This window comes from Blastocatellia bacterium (assembly GCA_035573895.1).
GTDB lineage: Bacteria > Acidobacteriota > Blastocatellia > HR10 > HR10 > DATLZR01.
Genome location: DATLZR010000161.1, coordinates 1 through 18,372 on the forward strand (window position 1 = coordinate 1; position 18,372 = coordinate 18,372).

Here is an 18,372-nt window from a genome sequence, read left to right on the forward strand (position 1 = left end):
AACGCCTGTTCGGGCAGATCGTCATGCAGGCCGTCAACGATCTCTTTGAAGCCGCGGACCGTATCCTCGGTCTTGACGTATCGCCCTTTCAGGCCGGTGAATTGCTCGGCTACGAAGAACGGCTGCGAGAGGAACCGTTGAATCTTCCGGGCGCGCGCCACCACCAGTTTATCCTCTTCCGAGAGTTCCTCGATGCCGAGAATGGCGATGATGTCCTGAAGTTCCTTATAGCGCTGCAGAATGGCTTTCACCCGCTGAGCCGTCCGGTAATGTTCCTCGCCGACGACGCGCGGATCGAGAATGCGCGAGGTCGAAGCCAGCGGATCAACGGCCGGATAAATGCCCAGCTCGAAAATCTGCCGGGACAAAACGGTAGCCGCATCCAGGTGAGCGAACGTCGTCGCCGGTGCCGGATCGGTGATGTCATCCGCCGGAACGTAGATCGCCTGCACCGAGGTAATGGATCCCTTCTTGGTTGAAGTGATGCGTTCCTGAAGTTCGCCGAGTTCGGTCGCCAGGTTCGGTTGATATCCAACAGCCGAAGGCATTCGCCCCAGCAATGCCGATACTTCTGAACCCGCCTGAGTGAAGCGGAAGATGTTGTCAATGAAGAGGAGCAGGTCCTGCCCTTCTTCATCGCGGAAGTATTCGGCCACCGACAGAGCCGACAACGCAATGCGGAGTCGGGCGCCGGGGGGCTCGGTCATCTGACCGTAGACGAGCACGGCCTTGGAAAGGACGCCCGATTCTTTCATCTCCAGCCAGAGGTCATTCCCCTCGCGGGTGCGCTCGCCCGCTCCACAGAAAACGGAGAATCCGCCGTGATGCATGGCCACGTTGTGGATGAGTTCCATGATCAGAACGGTTTTGCCCACACCGGCTCCGCCGAAGAAGCCGATCTTTCCCCCGCGCAAGAACGGCTGGATGAGATCAATGACCTTGATGCCGGTCTCGAACATTTGCAATTCGGTGGATTGCTCCTCGAAGCTCGGAGCCGGACGGTGGATGGGGTAATACGTGTCGGTCTTGATGGGCTCTCCCTTATCCACCGGCTCGCCCACCACATTGAGGACGCGTCCGAGCGTCGCCCGTCCCACCGGCATCATGATCGGTTTGCCCGTGTCGTAGGCTTTCATCCCTCGCACGAGTCCCTCGGTCGGTTTCATCGAGACGCACCGCACGCGACCTTCGCCCAGGTGCTGTTCGACCTCCACGATGATGTCAATGGGTTGGGGAACATCGAATCCCTCACTCGTGATACGCAAGGCGTTGTATATGGGCGGAAGGTGATCCTCGAACTCGACATCCACCACCGTGCCGATCACCTGAACGACTTTCCCGACTTTCATCTCCCTCTCTCCTGCGATCAAGGTCTTGCCGAAAAGGGCGTAAGTATAGCATAGCCTCCGTTAGGGGCAAAATTACCAGGATCCCTCGTGACGGGTCGAAAAGTTTTATGGTCCGGGAGGGCGAAGGGCGTCTCCCTCTCCGGAGATGCGGGACGAAAATGTCCGTCAACCCGGCGAGACGATTCCCCGGCGATGACAGCCTTGACCATCATCTTCCCGGAACCTACAATCGTTTTCGTCTTGCCGATCTCAACAGCACGGAGGAAGGTCAATGGCGTATCGTCCGATACTCTCCCGGCTCCTCTCGCTGACGGTCGTTCTCAGCTTCAGCGGATTTTCCCTCACCGGCTGGGGCCAGACCAGTACGGGGAAGCTCACCGGAACGGTGACTGATCCCACGGGGGCCGTCCTGCCCAACGCCACGGTCACCGCCGTTCGGGAAAACTCCGAACCGGCCGTCACCACGACCAACGAGGCCGGGCTCTACGTCTTCACCAGCTTGACGCCCGGGCGCTATACGGTGACGGTGGAAGCGCCCTACTTCAAGAGGGTCGTGCTGAACGATGTCGTCATCGAGGTGGGCAGCGTCGTCACGCGAGATGTGACGCTTCAGCCCGGTGACATCACCGAATCCATCGTCCTGACGGCCGAGAGTCAGCCGGTGGTGGAGATCGGCAAAGGTCCCTCGCTGGGCACGGTGGTGGATGCCCGTCGGGTGCTGGATTTGCCGCTCAACGGTCGAAATCCGCTCGATCTCATTCACCTCCAGGCCGGCGTCGTCGGCAGCAACGTCTCCGGCAATCGCACGACGTCCAACAACATTCGCGTTGACGGGATTCAGGCGCAGGATAATTTCATCCAGGAGCCGATCACCCTCTCGATGATTCCCACCTCCGTTGACGATGTGGCCGAGTTTCGCGTGACGACCTCGCCGGTTGATGTCGAATACGGACGCGGAGGCGGCGCTCAAGTGGATATTGTCACGCGATCGGGAACCAATGAGATTCACGGGAGCCTCTTCGAATTTCATCGCAATACGGTGCTCAATGCCAATAGCTTTTTCAACAACGCTCTTCCCCGGCGAGCCGATGGATCGGAAGTCGCGCCGCGAGAACCGCTGCTCCGCCATCAGTTCGGATTTCGCCTGGATGGGCCGATCGTCAAGAACCGCACGTTCTTCTTCGGCGCGTATGAGGGATTGCGCGAGAGCACGGGGGCGACGGTAACACGCGTTGTTTTGACCGAACCGGCCCGGCGCGGCGTGTTCCGTTACTTCCCCAACATCCCCAACGGCAACGCGGCGTCGGCCAATCCGACCGTTGATTTTCAGGGTAACCCCCGTCCTCCGGCAGGTCTGACGCTGGCCGATCTTCAGCAGGTCAATCTCTTCTCTCTCGATCCGCGTCGCGCCACGCCGGATCAATCGGGGTTGATTCAGTTGCTGCTTCGCGCGACTCCGCTGCCCAATGATTTCACCGCCGGAGATGGATTGAACACTGCCGGGTATACCTTTTTTGCTCCCATTCACACGAGGACCGATCAGTTCACCATTCGTCTGGATCACGTTTTCAACGAGAGGCATCGGCTCTGGGGCGTCTATCGCTTTCAGCAGACAAAGCTCGATGGGATCATCGCTCCCGGCGAAGGGCTTCAAACATTCCCCGGCTTTGGCGTTGGCGGTCAGCGCTCGCGCGGACAGGGATTTTCCGGCACCTTCCTTTCCTCGTTCAGTCCGACTCTGATCAACGAATTTCGCGCCGGCTTTCAGCGCACGCCGGTGATTTTTGCTCCGCCGGAGGAAGGCGGTCTGGCCGCCATCGGCGGCAGGCGGCCCACGCTTCTGGGCATTCCCATTTCTCTGACGACGGCCTCCTTCAGCAACCCCATTAACAACTTCGAGGAGCAGGATCGGGTCACGCCGCTCTACCAATATTCCGACTCGATCACCTGGATTCGCGGGACGCACGAGCTGCGCGGCGGCGTGGAGGTCCGGTTCATTCAGGCCAATTCGCGGGATACGGTCGGCGTTCGTCCATCGGTCGAGCTGGGCGAAGCCCCTGCCAGTCAGGTTCCTCTCCCTCGCAATCTCAGCGCCAACAATGCGCCTCTGGCTCGGGCCATTCTCTACGATCTGACCGGCTCAATCGCCCGCGTCGAGCAACAATATCGAACACCCGATGGCAAGGTGATGCTCCCGTTCCGGGGAGAAGTGTTCGGGTTTCGCCATCGTCAAGTGAATGCCTTTTTCCGCGACGCCTGGCGCGTGCGGCCCCACGTCACGTTCATCTATGGACTGCGCTACGAGTACAACACCGTTCCGTTTGAAGTCAACGGTTTGCTCGTGCAACCGACGATCGGTCAGACGCGCTTTGCCGCCGCCTTGGGCATCTCCAATCGAACCGGCACCTGGGCCGATCTTTTCCAGCCCAACGCCGCCATTACCAATCCCCGGCAGGTGGGACCGGTCGGTTTTGAACTCGTGGGCCCCGGTCATGCCCACCAACTGTTCAAGGACGACACGAATAATTTTGCCCCCGGCATCGGCATCTCCTGGAGTCCTCGGGTGAAAGCGTGGGGTCTGAGGCATCTGCTGGGGAGAGAAAATCAGAGCGTGATTCGCAGCGGCTATTACATCGGCTACGATGCCTTCCCTCTGGTGCTGTTTGCCCAGTTCAGCCGCTTCAATCCCGGGCTCTCCACGTCGGCGTTTCTCGTTCCGACGGTCACTCAAGATGCCGTCGGACGGCTGGATAATCCGCTGGGAGTAACGCTGCCCGTCCCGCTGGCTGACACGCGGGCGCTGCAGCCGCCGGATTTTCAACGCCGCGATACCGGCTTTTTCATTGATGAGAATTTGCGGTCGCCCTACGTGCAGAACTGGAATCTCTCCTGGCAACGCGAACTGACCAAAGATATGGTCATCGAGTTGCGCTACGTGGGGACGAAAGGAACCAAACTCATTCGCACCGCCAATATCAACGAGATCAACATCATTGAGAACCGGCTCCGGGATGAATTCAATCTCGTGCGCCAGCAACTCATTGAGAGCGGCGATCCCTTGACCTTCATTCCCCGGCAATTTCCCGCGGGCGTCGAGGTGCTCGCCCGCATCTTTCGCACACCGGGGCGTTTTCTCAATATTTTCGGCGCGCGCAATGATTTGCTGCTCGGAAACTACGTGCTCATCGCCTTCAACATAGACCGGCAGGTGCTCCAGGGAATTCAGGGAGGGTGGCTGTCTCAGGCGGGGCTTCCCGTCAACTTCATCAGCACAAATCCGCAGTTTGCCAGCGTATTGTTCATGTCGAACTTCTCCAACTCGACCTATCACGCGGGGCAAATCGAGATTCGCCGCCGGTTCTCGCGGGGGCTTGATTTTCAAGCCAACTATACCTTCAGTCGGGCGCTCGGCGACGGCACCGACGACGGCTCGGATCAGTTCGCCTTCAGCAGCAATTTCCGCACCAATCGCAATCGGCGCATCGAGAAGCGACGCCTCGTTTTTGACCGCGAGCATGTTTTCAAGGCCAACTGGATTTATGAGCTGCCGCTCGGTCGAGGGCGGCGGTTTTTCTCAGCGACACGGAGAGTGGTGGGCAAGCTGATCGAGGGATGGCAGCTCAATGGAATCTTCCTGGTTTTCTCCGGCGCTCCCCGAACGTTCAGTGCCGGTCGCTTCACGCTCTTTGGGGCCGGTGGGTTGAACGTCATCCCTCCTAATCCCGGACCGGAATTTTCCATCCGCGATTTTCGCGGCACGGTCACCCGTTTGCCCGACGGTGTGACATTTCTTCCCGGAGTGACCAATCCCTTTCAGGATCCGTTCAACCTCAACCGAATGGTGGTAGATCGTAACGGCAAAGTCATTCTACTGACACCGGAACCCGGAACAGCCGGGACGCTGGGTGCCGGCACGTTCACCGACCCCGGCGAGGTCTTCTTCGACGCCAGCGTGATCAAACGCACCCCCGTGAGTGAACGCGTCAATGTCGAGTTTCGCGCCGAGTTCTTCAACCTGCTCAATAACGTCAACTTCGCCGGTCCGAACCTCAACATCCAGGCCACCACCTTCGGCCGGATCGAGGCGCAAACCAATCAACCCCGGATCATCCAGTTCGCCCTCCGGGTGAATTTCTAAACTCCCTCCGAACCACGACCCATCGCGGAAAAAAAATGTTTCGCCTCTGCTGACGAGCTGGGTTGGCAATCGCTCGAAGGCTTCCGCTCAAGCGGGCAATGGAGAAGATGCCGAATCCTTGTATAATGTAGCGGTGGAGAAGGTTTATGGATGAAGAACTTCGGAGAGATGATCTCGGATCGGCTGCTGGCGACCCGGACGGTGACCGCTCGATCCTGCTTACGGAGCAGGTAACGCCGAGGCTGATTCAGTACATCTGTGAGCAAATTGTGCGGCTTGCGAGTCCCCAAAAAATCATTCTCTTTGGCTCCCAGGCGCGCGGTGATAGCCAGGAAGGCAGCGATGTGGACCTGCTGGTCATCGTCAATTCCCCCGAGGATCGCCGCACGGCAACAGATCGAATTCGTCGGTTCTTTATGCGACGGCTCTTCGAGATGGATGTGCTCGTGCGAACGGTAGAGGACGTCGAGCGGAACGTCCTCGATCACAATCCGTTCTATATCCACCACATTTTGGCCCAGGGGAAAGTACTCTATGAACGAAGAGAAGCCGTCCCTCGGTCCTGAGAAACCCGTCCGGACGCCGAAAGCATGGATCGAGTGGGCGGATAATGATCTGGCTTTCGCCCGGTGGGGATTACAGTCCGATCGCCCGTTCGCCGCACAGATTTGCTATCTCTGCCAGCAAGCGGTGGAGAAATACCTCAAGGGGTATCTGATTGCTCAGGGATGGACGCTGGAAAAGACGCACAGCATCGCAAAACTACTCACCCTGTGCATCAGCGTGGATGAATCATTCACCGAGTTCGAAAATGACCTAGCTCCCTTCGACCACTATGTCACGGAGGCGCGATATCCGGTAGATATGGCAGTCGAGTTTTCTCCCGAAGAAGCCCAGCGGGCCGTTGAAGTGGCCGAACGACTGCGAAATTTCGTCCATAAGAAACTCGCCAGTCCACACGCCGAGTAAACCGACAAGCGGAGAACGCGACTGCCGATCTTCACCTGTGCGAAGCAGTGGCGCCGCCATCCTTACTGACGCCGGCAATAGCCGGGACGCTGGGTGCCGGCACGTTCACCGACCCCGGCGAGGTCTTCTTCGACGCCAGCGTGATCAAATGCACCCCCGTGAGTGAACGCGTCAATGTCGAGTTTCGCGCCGAGTTCTTCAACCTGCTCAATAACGCCAACTTCGCCGGTCCGAACCTCAACATCCAGGCCACCACCTTCGGCCGGATCGAGGCGCAAACCAATCAACCCCGGATCATCCAGTTCGCCCTCCGGGTGAATTTCTAAACCCCACCCGAATCCTCGACCATCCCGAACACTTAGTTCCCTCGGTCGCGGCTCCTCAGGGCTCCGGCGAGACGATTTTCAGTGACCGGAACGGGCGAGGTTTCTCTCCGGCGCAAGAAGGGAAAATCCCTTCAGTGGCGATAGCGGTCGGTTCACCCGTTGAATCGGAGAAGCCGAACGGCCCGGCGAGAAGAGTCTTGGCAACGTACCCACCCGAACGCCCCGCGTGCGACTGGTGACAGCCGCCGATGGATTTTCTACGACCGATGGGCTCGGCTCGATTCGCTCAAACACTGCCCGGCAGGAGAAATTCGCAATGACTCGCTCGCCGGAAACATCCTCCGGGGCTGTCAGGGCAGACCACGTTTTACCTCCATCCGACGAGAACCAACTGTTCAAATGCTGAACCGGGCTGATGTCATAGAGAGCGCGAATACCTTTTGCCGACGCCTCCTCGTTCACTTCAATCCCCACGAAAACGACTCCGGAGTCAATGCGGATCGGAGTGGGAAGCATTAACGGGACATCTTCGCCGATCAATTGAATTGTTCCCGGAATCGTGATCTTGCCGTCAAAGAGCACCGATGCTTTATCTTCCAGTGAGGGAGGCGGCTCAGCCAATGTTGTGCCCTTGAGAACAATCACGCGAATCTCCTCTCCTGTGGGATCAGGCTGGTCGGAGAACGCGATGAGTTGGGGATTCACCGAGCGCAGGACAACGGGATACCGGGTGGGCTGGAATCCCACGAGAGAAATTCCCTTGAGATCAGAACCCGGTGGACCTCCGATGGCTGCATCTGGGTCACCATCGTCGGTGATGTGCTTCTCCGTCTTCCCCTGATTCAATTTGATGGTCAGTTCGTAGTCCGTCTCAGGTCCGGCGAAATTCGAGACAGCCAGGATGAGCTTCCGGGAAAAACCGAGATTCGCCTGGATCGCTTGTTCATTCTCCGGCTGAGGGTAGAAGGCGACGGCATCAACCTCGGATCTCGGTAACTGTTCAGGGTTGGCCTCCGTAGCAGCATCAATGCTGAGAAACTTCAACCCGTCGAGAAAGAAAAGGGAATCATCTACATCCGTCAGGATCCACAGGTCTATATCGGCTTGCCCAGACCATCGCAACGTCGCCGAGATCTGAATGGGATCGTCTTTCCCTGCGGCATTCAATTGCTTCAGGACATCGTCCATGGGCAAGATGTAGAAATCCTCCAACGAATCTTCGAACTCGAACCGAAGGGAAAGCTCTTCCGGCAATGTTCCCGTCTCGGTCGTGGCAGCCCGTCCCCGGATGAGAATTGTTGATTTCCCGGCAAAATCAATAACCTGGCCGGACTCCAGATCATCGTTGGGTTCGACTTCCTCGATAACGGTTATGTCATCCTGAGCTGCTGTGGCCGGAAGTGACCCCGGATGCATGACCGTGAGTAAGAGGGGGGATATCGTGAAGAGGAGAATAAAACTCCCCGTGCGAAATCTGTGGTACCGGCGTCGTGACATCATTGGTGGATTCTCCTTATCTGACAGTTTAAGTCCTGGCCGAAATTTCTCATCGTGTCTTCAGCTCTCCCGCACGCTCATGACGACTCTCTTGTAGTGGTTCAATAAGGCATTGTCAAGGCAGAAGAGAAGCCAGCGAGGGATGTGCGCCGATCACCGGGGAATTCCTCGCGAGGGTGCCCGGGAGCGACGAAAAATCGGGGCGCACCAACGGATGAGAAGTGCCAGCGGATACATCATTTCGTGGTGAAGGTATTGCCTTTGTCAGCGGTTTTTCGCGGGCCAGAGGTAGAGCAGATTGCCTCCTCATCAGAAACCGCGCGCGCCTTACTCGTCCCTAATCCACAGGTACGGCCGCCTGGAGGGCGCTGAACATTTCTTCGTCGGAGGCGAATTTGAAAAACTCCAGTCCCCGACGGTCGGCCTCGCGGCGTTCGATCTCTTCCAGCCGCGCGACGTCGGGGTATTCGACAAATCGCACATTGCGTTGGCGCAAGACCTGACGCAGCGCCTCCAGTTTATCGGGTAGGTGAGTCGCCGATCCCGGAGCGATGCGTTCGAGATAGTGACAGAGGGCCTCGACGCCACGCTCGCCGTCCTGTTTCGCTTTTCCCACCAGTCCATCGGATGCTTTGCGCGACCATCCGGCAACGAAGATCCCTTCGAGCACCTGCTCCGTCTCCGGATTATATGCTTGATAGGCTTCGTCGCCGGGATAGAAGGGATCGGGATGGGGATTGGTAACGTATTCCGTGCCCCGGACGGGAAGGCCCAAACTCTCATCCACGCGATCACCCACGGCGAAGATCACTGTGTCGCAGGGGATGTCGGCGAACGTTCCCAACCCTTTGGCGACGACATCGCTCCCCCTCCACACCAGTTCGGTATCTTCGACCCGCAGGGCGCGCGGTCGCCCATCCTCCCCCAGGAGAATTTCCTTCGGCGCGCTCAGGTAGCGAAAGAGGAGCCGGGTCGGACTGGGACCCTCTTCCGGTGGCGTGCCGACGTACTTGATCAGCTCGGTGTAAATCTGCTCGACGTTTTCTCCGATGGCCTCTAATCGCGGACGAATCCGCTCCAGTTCCTGGCGCAGCGCCTCGGTATCAATATTGGCGGCGACAGCCTTGATCTCCTTATCGCTGTAGGCCCGCTGTCCCGGCCCCCGTCGGGCCACGGCGATGACTTCTTTGACCTTCCTCACGTGGACGAGATAATGGGCGATGTCCACCATGACGTTGCCGATGCCGATGATGGCCACGCGGTCCCCGATGAGAAACCTCTGTTGACTGAACGGCGGGAGGGCGTTGTAATGATAGACGAGATCCTTGGCATGATAGACGCCCGGAGCCTGCTCTCCCGGAATACCGAGGAACTTCGTTCCCTGCGCTCCGGTCGTGATGAGCAGAGCTGACGGACGGAGGGTTTCCCGAATGTCATCGAGCGAGAGATCGGCTTTCACCCCCACGCGGACGTGTCCGAAATAATGGACACGGGGATCGGAGAGAATACGCCGGAACTGCTTCCGGATGCCCTCCTTCATCTTGTGCTTGGTGAAGTAGATGCCGTATTCGGCCAGTCCGCCGGGCTTGAGATCGCGATTGAAGAGGATGACGTCATGTCCTTGCTCGATCAATTTCCCTGTCGCATAGATGCCGGCGGGACCCGCTCCCACAACCACCACGAGATGGCCCGATGATCCTTGCTGTTGCATCGCGTGTGTCTCCTTCAGCGAGGCGATGAGAATAGCGCCGGCGCGTTGGCGCGAGATTTTAGGAAAGCGCCGGTGTGATCGTCAAGCGCGGCGCCAGAAGTACTCCACCCCGTTTCGCTTTTCGCAGACGACGGTGCCCTCCCCTACAGCCCAATCCAGATGAGCGATCGTTTCGGAGAGAGCGAGAAATCGCTGTTGACTGCCGGCCTGGGGGAAAAGGCGCAAGGAGAGTTCCCAGGCGGTCATTGCTCCATCGCCCATGAGCTGAATCAACTCCCGCTGACGCTGCCGCGCATGCTTGACGATGGTCTGGTAATAGGCCTCGTAGTCGTCAACTTCCTCGCCGTGTCCCGTGTAGACGAGTGCCGGTGCCAGGTGGCGCAGCCGGTCGAGGCTTCGGAGAAAGGCCGCGAGCGAGGGGAAGCGTCGTGCCGGCTGTCGGGGATCACGGTTGAGGATGGGATTCGGGGTGATGCGTTTGAGCACCGTATCGGCGGCGATGAGCGTTCGCTGCGCCCGGTGAAACAGGCAGATATGGCCGGGCGTGTGACCGGGCGTATGCACAATGGCGAGCGATCCCCTCTCGAAAGCAAGCTCATCTCCGTCATCCAGCGCCGGAAGCTCGGAGATCGGATCCACCATCGTGTTCAAGTAATCCCACACGACATTGAATTCCTCCACAATGCGAGGGGGAACACCGAGGGCGGCAAACAGGGTGGGATCACGCGACGCATCCGGCACCTGTCCGAGTCGTTCGGCCTCCCACGGATGCGCGTAGACGGTCGCTCCCGTCAGCTGACGCAACCGCTCGGCCTGACCCGCATGATCCAGATGCGCATGGGTGAGCACGATGCGCTTAATGTCGCCCAGCCTCAGGCCGAGCGCCTCGATCTGCGAGCGCAGCGCCTCCAATGCCTCCGATGTCTTCGGCCCGGTATCAATGAGCGTGATCGGATCTTCCACAACAAGGATGGCATTGACCGGACCCACGGGAAACGGCGTCGGAATTCTCACCACGTGTATTCGCATGGACGCACTCATTCAACAAAGGGAGCAAGATAGCACATCAAACGCCACCTGAAAAGCGACGCAAAGGCGGACGAGAAATTCCCCGGTGAAGAAGAAGGGATTCGCATGCGGTACAAGGGCCTCCGATTAAAGATAAGGAGAGGCCCGATTGAATGTAAGGATCGGTTGTGCCCGGGATCAGGGCGGGATTAAACGAGATGCCTGGCGGATGCTGAAGGAGAAAGCCGCCAGAGATTCGGGCGGAAACTCTTTTTCCGATGATGGTTCTGATCGCTGTGGCCGGAATCCTTCTCTGCTCACGACGGCGATCCGGATAGCCCCTGATCCACTCCGGCTCAGAATGACCGCTCCCGCTTCTACTCTGGGAGCAGAACCTCGCTACCGATCGGTTAGATCCTCCGTCACCATACCGGGATCACCATGGAACATCCCTCGGGTGATACAGGCGGAGTTTCTACTCGGCCTTGATCTTTTCTCTCCGCCGCCTTCTCCCGGCCTTTACTCACGGCTCTCCAGCAGAGGGTTGAACCCTTCTTTGCAAGCCTTCTTTATGGGCCGGAGAATGTCTGGCTTCCATCGCCTTCACCACCGCAGGACGCAATGCGCTGTATCTACCCCTCCGTTTTCATTTTCGGGACGCGGTCCAGCAGTTCGAGGAGATCAGAGCCAAGCGCGACTGTCAGGAGATGGCAGATTTTCAAGCCTTGAGACAATCGTTTCACGTTGTGTGATACGCCAGAGCGTGGCTCGGGCGGCTTTGCTGGACTGACGGTGAGCGACGGCGGTGGGCGTCACAGGAGCGACTGCTGGCACACTCCGTTGCTGAGTGACGGCTGACTCCTGATGGCTGATCACTGAACGCCTGTTGCTGGCGTTCTTGGAATTGTGTGGGTGGCGATCTGAAAACTGAGCGTCGCACGGCTCGGCGCCTTGGCGTACTCCACGCTGCGGAAAGCTGTTTGACCTGTTGCCAACCATCATCGGTGTGCTGTACCGCTTGCAAAGCGGTTGTGAGAGGGGTGGAGATGAGTGATGGCTTGTCCCCCGAGCGGAAACAAGAGATCATCAGGCAATGCGCCGAAGCAGGCCGGGTCAAATGGTCAACCCATGCGACTGGAGAAGCAGCGGCGGAAGATTGGATCAGGATCAGACCGTTCGAGCTTTGGGTGCTGGCGAGATCATCGAAGATTATCCTGAGCACCACCGACAGTTGCCCGATTGCTTGGTGCTAGGATGGCTCCCCAACGGATTAGCTGTCCATGCCCGCGTCGGTGTGGACGAACCTAACGGTCGCATCCTCATCATCACGATTTATCGTCCAACAGAGGAGAAATGGGAACATGACTGGAGAACGAGAAAGCAGAACTAAGCCGTGCCCATTGTGCAAGGGGACACTCCACGATCAAGACGCTGCCACCTTGTCCTTCGTGGTGAAGGGGCGGGTGGTGGTCGTCAAGAATGCTCCTGCTGAAGTCTGTGACCAATGCGGCGAGGCTTTTTTATCAACGGAGATCTCCCAGCGGGTGTCCACGATCATCAAGGACGCGCTCAAGCACAACGTGGAACTATTGGTTGTGAACCTGGCTGAGCCGACGATGACGGCAGCATGAACCAACGGCAAAGGTTTCCTCATTCCGCCATCGGCATTCGCAAATCGGCAATCGGCAGCTTCTTATCGCCTCACCGCACGGTTGAAGAAATACGCCGCGTCTGATCCTCGGTTTTTCCAAAGCGGGCTTTCCCCGCCCGAGAATTGGTTGATGCGAGAGAACTCATCACTCTTCAATCGGCGATCCGGAATCCGAAATCGCTATTATCCGCGGACTCCAGGATGTTCTGCTGCCAGTCACGAGCATGTACTATTCGTGATGCAACAACTTCTGCACCGGCTGGCCACATCAACCTTCAGAAGGAGAAGGTCAGGACACTGCGCATCTTCTCAGCCAAGATGCGTTTCACCAGGTTCCGAAACGCCTCGTCGGCCTCCATCCGCTGCCGCGCCCTCTCATACCCTCGTCCCACATTCGTCGGATCAATCCCCAATCGCTCGGCGATCTCAGCCGCGGTCAAGTGGCTCCACTCGCCACCAACATAGACGAACAGTTCCTTTACTGCTCGTTGAGATTCTGCTCGACTCTGACCTCGAACCTCTCTGAGTTTCATCCCTGACGCCGCTTCCATCCGCTTCACTACCTCCGACCAACTCCAGACCTCCAGCCGAATTACGCAATACGCATGTCTGCCATGAAAATTTGATTTTCATGGTTCGTGGTGAAGCGACGGCTTCATGGATACTGACCCCCCATTTCCCACCGGGGCGCGCTCCTGCGCTCATGTCTCTTTCACTCCACAGGCTCCGGCACGTTCATATATTGCTGAGAGTCTGCCTTTCGGCTCCTCTCTACCAAGGATGGCCAATCAATTTTTGGACATCGCGCAAGCCAAAGCTCATCAGGATAAATTCGAACTGTCTCAGCACGCCCAGCGGGAAGCGGCAGCGGAGCAGATCAGCGTTGATGACATCAAGCACGCCTCTTACACGGTCAGGAGTTGGAGGCCTGTCCAACCGACCCGCGAGGACCCAGTTGCCTGATGATTGGCCAAGATCCGTCTGGACGCTGGCTTCACGTGCTCTGTGGAAATTTGGGTCGGGAAAATTATTGATCATCACTGTCTACTTGCCGCAGCCACCGAAGTGGATGGACCCATTTACTCGGAGGTGAGAGGATGAAGCAAAGTCAAGAGCAATCCGAGGCCAGAGAGCGTTGCTACTTTTGTGGCTGAGGTGTTTTGGAGGAACGCCAGGTTACCGTAGACTTTCGCTGGGGAGACTACCTGGTGATCATCCAGGACGTCCCGGCCAAAGTCTGCAACGAGTGCGGAGAGCGCTACTATACCGCCGAGGTGGTGCGACAGATGGAGCGCATCGCTAAGGAGGGACAGAGGGACAAGGAGATACAAGTTCCTGTGGTCGCCCTGGGGAAGAGTGAAGGGGCACGGATCAACGCGGACGAACTCAGGTTTCGATCCGTGGTTTTCCGCGTCTATCCCTACCCAGTAAATTTTTGGTGGTCCTGGAGGAAAATTACATGAGATAAGGCGAAGAAATAGAGCTGGATCAGGGATAATTTTGGTCCGACTCTTTGGCGAAGGAGGGCCAAAATGAGAAAATCGCCCGAGCCCGTTGGCGGGATAGGTATACCTCATGCCGCAGCAATTCCCGGTGAGGCTGGAAAGCCAAGAGAAGAGCGAAAAGGTGGTTAGAAAACCCCGGCAGAGTGAGCAAGGCAGAGGCCAGATGAAGAAGCCCGCAGAGGGTGCGATGAGCCGCTTCTGCTGCACCACCAGGCAGCAAAAATGATCGAGCCAAACAAACGTCCTCTCACCGATGCCCTTCTGGCGATACCGCCTGAGCTTCACGCCCATCCTGATGGGTGGCTTGGCTGTTGTGGTTCTGGCGGGGCTGATCGGCTCACTTCTTCGCTTAACCAGGGTCATCCTGAGCGGGGTGCTGTCATAGCTTCGATCCACCACCAGGCGGTCTGGACACTGGCGGGTCGTCCAGCCCACGGCTATTGTGTCAAGCGTTATCTCCGGGAGCGTGACCTCCGCCGAAGGATGCCGGGTCCAGGTATGCTCCCGGCGGAGTAAGACCATCCCTCTTCCTGCCCTTGTCCCTTCTGGTCTTGCCCGCCTTGAATCCTTTTTTCGCCCAAGCAAAGAAGGCCATCGCAAAGCCCTCATTCACCCCCGCTTGTGTTGGTCATTGAGATGTGCCAGAAAGGCCCGCCACATCGTCAAGAACTGCCCCCTTCTTTTAGCCGGGGCCAGCATATGCAAGGACCGGCCTACCGCTTGGGTAGCTCGCCCCAGAGAGTCCCCTTCAGAGAATCCCCTCAAAGCACCTCCTGTCTCTCATGCCTCCAGTTTTCCATCCATTGAAGGGTTTTGAAATGAGTTCCAGCCCCAAAGGGTACTGAACCTGAAACTGTGTGCGCTTCGGCAGGGTTTGGGGTAACCACAATTGGCTGGACAGGATGATTTTTTCCTCTTCCGCGAGAAGCTTTATAATTATTCCGCCTGTGACCCATCACACGACGGAGGAGGTGAAATATGAGGAAGTATTGGGATCCTGTTTCTCGTGGATTGGTGGCGCTCATTTTCATCTTCTCGGGGTTTGGCAAGCTGATGGCGTTTGATCAAACGGCCTCGATGATGGAGGGCGCGGGGTTCCCCCTGCCCGCGCTGTTTCTCGTCGCCGCTCTTCTCATCGAGGTGCTTGGCGGAATCGCTCTGCTGCTCGGGTACAAGGCTAACTGGGCCGCTCTCGCTCTCTTCCTCTTTCTCATTCCCACGACGATCATCTTTCACCTGGCGCACATCCATGATCCGGAGCAGGGCCAGATGCAGATGATTCAGGTGATGAAGAATCTGGCGATCATGGGGGGTCTGTTGAAGTTCTATCTCACGGGAGCCGGGGCCTGTGCGCTCGACTCGCTGCTGGCACGTCGCCGTCAGGTAGCGGCCCAACAGCCGGCATCGTAACGCGAGGCGCGCCGGTCGGCGCGACGCGCAGCCAAGATCCGCATGCGAGTGAATTGGTCAATCCCGGATTTAACTATCGGGCGACGAGGGCTAAAAGTGAAAAGGGGCCTCAGCCGCCGGCTCGTCGCCCTGCTGAGGCCGCCAGATCAATAAAGCCCGAGCCTCGTCGAGGAAGGTGAGGTTTATTGCTGTCCTTGCCCATTTGAACGAGGCTCGGGAAGGGAAACTTCTTTCTCTTTGTTCCAGTCGGGCGGCTCCACTCCCAGCAAATGGTGAACGAAGAAATCGTATCGCTTGCGATCTCCATAGAGGCCGCCCGTCGTATGTCCCTGTCCGGGAAGAACCAGAAGATCGAACGTCTTGTTGGCCTTGATCAACGCATTCACCACCTGCATGGTCGAGGCCGGATCCACGTTGGTGTCCATCTCCCCAACGGACAGAAGGAGCTTGCCTTGAAGCCGATGGGCATTGTCCACGTTCGATGACGCCGAATAGTGAGGCCCGATCGGCCAGCCCATCCACTGCTCGTTCCACCAGATCTTATCCATGCGGTTGTCGTGGCAGCCGCACGAGGACACGGCCACTTTGTAAAAATCGGGATGGAACAGCAGAGCCGCCAGTGCGTTCTGTCCCCCGGCGGAATGTCCGTAAATGCCCACGCGGGTGATGTCATAATAGGGATATTTCGCCGCGACCGCCTTGTGCCAGAGAATGCGATCCGGAAAACCGGCGTCGCGCAGGTTCTTCCAGGCGACGTCGTGGAATGCCTTCGAGCGATTGGCCGTCCCCATCCCATCAATTTGCACGACGATGAACCCCAGCTCCGCCAGCGACTGCATCGGATTGTAGACGCTGAAGGATTTGGGCACGAATGATCCTTGAGGTCCGGCATAGATGTTCTCGACGACCGGATACTTCTTCGACGGGTCGAACCGCGTGGGGCGAATGATGATGCCCCAGATGTCGGTCACGCCATCGCGTCCTTTGGCCACGAAGACCTCCGGCGGACGCCAGCCCGCCGCCAGAAGTTCCGTGATGTCTCCTCGTTCAAGCTCCATCAGCACCTTCTTATCCGCTGTTTGTCGTAGCTGGGAGATGGGCGGCTGATCCACCCGCGACCAGGTGTCGACGTAATACATCATGTCGGAGGAAAAACTCACCTGGTGATCTCCGTTAGCCTCGGTGAAGGCCGTCATCCCGGTGCCGTCGAAGTTGATCCGGTAGACGTGGATGAAGTAGGGGTCTTGATCGGGATTCAGACCGCTCGCCTGGAACCAGATCTGACGTTTCTCCTCGTCCACTTTGATCACGCCGCGCACGACCCAGTTGCCTTTGGTGATTTGATTCTTCACGCGTCCGGTGGTGCCATCGTAGAGATAGAGATGTCGCCAACCGTCGCGCTCGGAGGCCCAGATGATTTCCTTGCCGTCGGCCACATCATAGCGATAGCGAGTTCCGGTCTCCCGGTGGTTGGGCTGAAGCGGACGATAGGAGAAAAACGTCGCGCATTCTTCGTTGATGAGCACCCGCGGCTGACCCGTTCGGCCATCCACCTCGATCACGCGATAGACCTGATGTCCGCGCTGGTTGTATTCGAAGGTGAACGCTCGTCCATCTTTCCACCAAACGGGATTGGAGAGGCTGTAAGGATTGGGGAAGAGGCTGGAATCAATCGTGATCTGTTTCCGCGCCTCGATGTCGAACAGCACGGGGTGGGCCACATCGAGGACATCACCGGGTTTGGCGTATTCCCGCGTCGAGTGCTTGGGCTGGAGCTGGTCGCTGGGCGACGACTCAATGTAGTGAATTTGCCGGCGATAGCCCGGTCGGACGCGATAGGCCACGAGGCGACGAGAATCCGGCGACCAGGTGATCGAAGCGAGCGTGTAGTAGTTCCCTTCCGATCCATCCCAACTGAGGGCGACGGCCTCGGTTTTTCCCTTCTCTCGAAGAAAGACATTGTAGTTGCGAATGAATGCCTCCCACCGCCCGTCGGGCGAGGTCTTAACGGCGGGAGTCTCCGCCGACGGTCCGCCGGGAGCGAATCCGCCGCGTCGCTGTTGCTGTTGAGCCTGCTGCTGAGCTTGCTGCGGCGGCAGAATCACCATGCCGTCCGAGACATCGTTGTCGAACTCACGGGGATATTCCTCATCGGCGTCCGGCGGACGGAATCCCGGAGGGCCTGACGGAGCCGGTCCGGTTCTCCGGCATTCGTAGCTCGTGAGATCGCAGCGCCAGGTCGAACCCGCCGCCACGAATTGAATGGCCCGCTCCTGGTCCACAAATGTCAATGTGGTGAACGGCAGCCGCACGGCAGAATACTTCTCTCCGGTGGCGGAGGAGAGCGCCGCGGCCAATCGTTGGTGATCGAAGGCGGGCCTTTTCTCCCGCGTGTCAGCATCCACCAGGACAAACTCATGCCCTCCTTTGACCGTCTTGCGGTACCAGAAGCGGTGGGTGTTCTCGATCCAGGTCGCCCGCTCGGGGAGATTGACGGCGAGCCCATCAAACCGCTGCCGCAGGCTGAAAGCGCGCTCATAATCGGCGGCAGTGATCTGGGCGTACAAGCGAATCGGCGGCAGCATCAACATGCTGCCGAGGAGAACGATGACCGATAGACGACGCTGTTTCATGAACGCCCCTCCTGTGAAAATTTCCGCCGGCGGATCAAAGGTTTCAACGGATGGATGATTCGCCGGCACTCCCTTGAAAATAACATTTGTTGTGGGTCATTTGACCCATGGGCGATTCTTATGGCTCGCTCCATACACGAACAATGCAAAAATCGTCGGAGCTTGCCGCGGGCAT

Annotated in this window: 16 protein-coding genes; 9 read left to right on the top strand and 7 right to left on the bottom strand. The window is 58.1% G+C overall.

Annotated features, from left to right (window positions below; translation table 11 throughout):
* Positions 1-1,349 (bottom strand): F0F1 ATP synthase subunit beta (atpD, locus tag VNM72_13855; GenBank protein HXF06482.1); only part of this gene is annotated, 1,349 nt, incomplete at its 3' end.
* 271 nt (positions 1,350-1,620) lie between these two features.
* On the opposite strand from atpD, the gene VNM72_13860 reads away from it, so the two are divergent.
* The 4 genes from VNM72_13860 (at position 1,621) to VNM72_13875 (ending at position 6,782) form a co-directional block, all read left to right on the top strand.
* Positions 1,621-5,487 (top strand): carboxypeptidase-like regulatory domain-containing protein, encoded by a 3,867-nt coding sequence (locus VNM72_13860; GenBank protein HXF06483.1) that lies wholly within the window; start codon positions 1,621-1,623, stop codon positions 5,485-5,487.
* A 146-nt stretch (positions 5,488-5,633) separates the two neighbouring features.
* The gene (locus VNM72_13865; protein ID HXF06484.1) at positions 5,634-6,053 is read left to right on the top strand and encodes a nucleotidyltransferase domain-containing protein; all 420 of its coding nucleotides are present in this window, start codon (positions 5,634-5,636) and stop codon (positions 6,051-6,053) included.
* Entirely contained in the window at positions 6,022-6,456 is a 435-nt protein-coding gene (locus VNM72_13870) for a HEPN domain-containing protein (GenBank protein ID HXF06485.1), read from the top strand. The genes VNM72_13865 and VNM72_13870 overlap by 32 nt, the downstream gene beginning before the upstream one ends.
* A gap of 47 nt (positions 6,457-6,503) precedes the next feature.
* The gene (locus VNM72_13875; GenBank protein HXF06486.1) at positions 6,504-6,782 is read left to right on the top strand and encodes a hypothetical protein; all 279 of its coding nucleotides are present in this window, start codon (positions 6,504-6,506) and stop codon (positions 6,780-6,782) included.
* 78 nt (positions 6,783-6,860) lie between these two features.
* Here the strand turns inward: VNM72_13875 and VNM72_13880 are convergent, their stop codons facing one another.
* From VNM72_13880 to VNM72_13890, 3 genes are all read right to left on the bottom strand, one after another.
* A complete protein-coding gene (locus VNM72_13880) occupies positions 6,861-8,282 on the bottom strand; it encodes a hypothetical protein (protein HXF06487.1) in 1,422 nt (473 codons plus the stop codon).
* Between the two features lie 334 nt (positions 8,283-8,616).
* Positions 8,617-9,990, bottom strand: coding sequence for an FAD-dependent oxidoreductase (locus tag VNM72_13885; GenBank protein ID HXF06488.1), 1,374 nt, complete (start codon positions 9,988-9,990; stop codon positions 8,617-8,619).
* Positions 9,991-10,071: 81 nt separating this feature from the next.
* The gene (locus VNM72_13890; GenBank protein ID HXF06489.1) at positions 10,072-11,019 is read right to left on the bottom strand and encodes an MBL fold metallo-hydrolase; all 948 of its coding nucleotides are present in this window, start codon (positions 11,017-11,019) and stop codon (positions 10,072-10,074) included.
* 1,135 nt (positions 11,020-12,154) lie between these two features.
* Here VNM72_13890 and VNM72_13895 point away from each other — a divergent pair.
* Both VNM72_13895 and VNM72_13900 read left to right on the top strand, forming a co-directional pair.
* On the top strand, positions 12,155-12,388 hold the full coding sequence (locus VNM72_13895; protein ID HXF06490.1) for a DUF4258 domain-containing protein: 234 nt from the start codon (positions 12,155-12,157) through the stop codon (positions 12,386-12,388).
* Positions 12,360-12,629 carry a YgiT-type zinc finger protein gene (locus VNM72_13900; GenBank protein HXF06491.1) on the top strand — a complete coding sequence of 90 codons (270 nt, stop codon included), beginning with the start codon at positions 12,360-12,362 and terminating at the stop codon, positions 12,627-12,629. The genes VNM72_13895 and VNM72_13900 overlap by 29 nt, the downstream gene beginning before the upstream one ends.
* A 295-nt stretch (positions 12,630-12,924) precedes the next feature.
* Here the strand turns inward: VNM72_13900 and VNM72_13905 are convergent, their stop codons facing one another.
* Both VNM72_13905 and VNM72_13910 read right to left on the bottom strand, forming a co-directional pair.
* Entirely contained in the window at positions 12,925-13,182 is a 258-nt protein-coding gene (locus VNM72_13905; protein HXF06492.1) for a hypothetical protein, read from the bottom strand.
* Between the two features lie 238 nt (positions 13,183-13,420).
* A complete protein-coding gene (locus VNM72_13910) occupies positions 13,421-13,687 on the bottom strand; it encodes a hypothetical protein (GenBank protein HXF06493.1) in 267 nt (88 codons plus the stop codon).
* 122 nt (positions 13,688-13,809) lie between these two features.
* Between VNM72_13910 and VNM72_13915 the strand changes: the two genes are divergently transcribed.
* The 3 genes from VNM72_13915 (at position 13,810) to VNM72_13925 (ending at position 15,564) form a co-directional block, all read left to right on the top strand.
* Positions 13,810-14,112 carry a type II toxin-antitoxin system MqsA family antitoxin gene (locus tag VNM72_13915; GenBank protein ID HXF06494.1) on the top strand — a complete coding sequence of 101 codons (303 nt, stop codon included), beginning with the start codon at positions 13,810-13,812 and terminating at the stop codon, positions 14,110-14,112.
* A gap of 295 nt (positions 14,113-14,407) precedes the next feature.
* Positions 14,408-14,539 carry a hypothetical protein gene (locus tag VNM72_13920; GenBank protein HXF06495.1) on the top strand — a complete coding sequence of 44 codons (132 nt, stop codon included), beginning with the start codon at positions 14,408-14,410 and terminating at the stop codon, positions 14,537-14,539.
* A 593-nt stretch (positions 14,540-15,132) separates the two neighbouring features.
* Positions 15,133-15,564 carry a DoxX family protein gene (locus VNM72_13925; protein HXF06496.1) on the top strand — a complete coding sequence of 144 codons (432 nt, stop codon included), beginning with the start codon at positions 15,133-15,135 and terminating at the stop codon, positions 15,562-15,564.
* A 182-nt stretch (positions 15,565-15,746) separates the two neighbouring features.
* Here VNM72_13925 and VNM72_13930 read toward each other — a convergent pair whose 3' ends face one another.
* On the bottom strand, positions 15,747-18,197 hold the full coding sequence (locus VNM72_13930; GenBank protein HXF06497.1) for a DPP IV N-terminal domain-containing protein: 2,451 nt from the start codon (positions 18,195-18,197) through the stop codon (positions 15,747-15,749).
* Between the last annotated feature and the right edge of the window lie 175 nt (positions 18,198-18,372).

Excerpts from the sequence above, each read along its gene's own strand:
- VNM72_13860 (HXF06483.1), top strand. The coding sequence starts at position 1,621 with ATGGCGTATCGTCCGATACTCTCCCGGCTCCTCTCGCTGACGGTCGTT.
- VNM72_13865 (HXF06484.1), top strand. The coding sequence starts at position 5,634 with ATGGATGAAGAACTTCGGAGAGATGATCTCGGATCGGCTGCTGGCGAC.
- VNM72_13870 (HXF06485.1), top strand. The coding sequence starts at position 6,022 with ATGAACGAAGAGAAGCCGTCCCTCGGTCCTGAGAAACCCGTCCGGACG.
- VNM72_13880 (HXF06487.1), bottom strand. The coding sequence starts at position 8,282 with ATGATGTCACGACGCCGGTACCACAGATTTCGCACGGGGAGTTTTATT.
- VNM72_13885 (HXF06488.1), bottom strand. The coding sequence starts at position 9,990 with ATGCAACAGCAAGGATCATCGGGCCATCTCGTGGTGGTTGTGGGAGCG.
- VNM72_13890 (HXF06489.1), bottom strand. The coding sequence starts at position 11,019 with ATGCGAATACACGTGGTGAGAATTCCGACGCCGTTTCCCGTGGGTCCG.
- VNM72_13900 (HXF06491.1), top strand. The coding sequence starts at position 12,360 with ATGACTGGAGAACGAGAAAGCAGAACTAAGCCGTGCCCATTGTGCAAG.
- VNM72_13905 (HXF06492.1), bottom strand. The coding sequence starts at position 13,182 with ATGAAACTCAGAGAGGTTCGAGGTCAGAGTCGAGCAGAATCTCAACGA.
- VNM72_13910 (HXF06493.1), bottom strand. The coding sequence starts at position 13,687 with ATGATCAATAATTTTCCCGACCCAAATTTCCACAGAGCACGTGAAGCC.
- VNM72_13920 (HXF06495.1), top strand. The coding sequence starts at position 14,408 with ATGCCCTTCTGGCGATACCGCCTGAGCTTCACGCCCATCCTGATGGGT.
- VNM72_13925 (HXF06496.1), top strand. The coding sequence starts at position 15,133 with ATGAGGAAGTATTGGGATCCTGTTTCTCGTGGATTGGTGGCGCTCATT.
- VNM72_13930 (HXF06497.1), bottom strand. The coding sequence starts at position 18,197 with ATGAAACAGCGTCGTCTATCGGTCATCGTTCTCCTCGGCAGCATGTTG.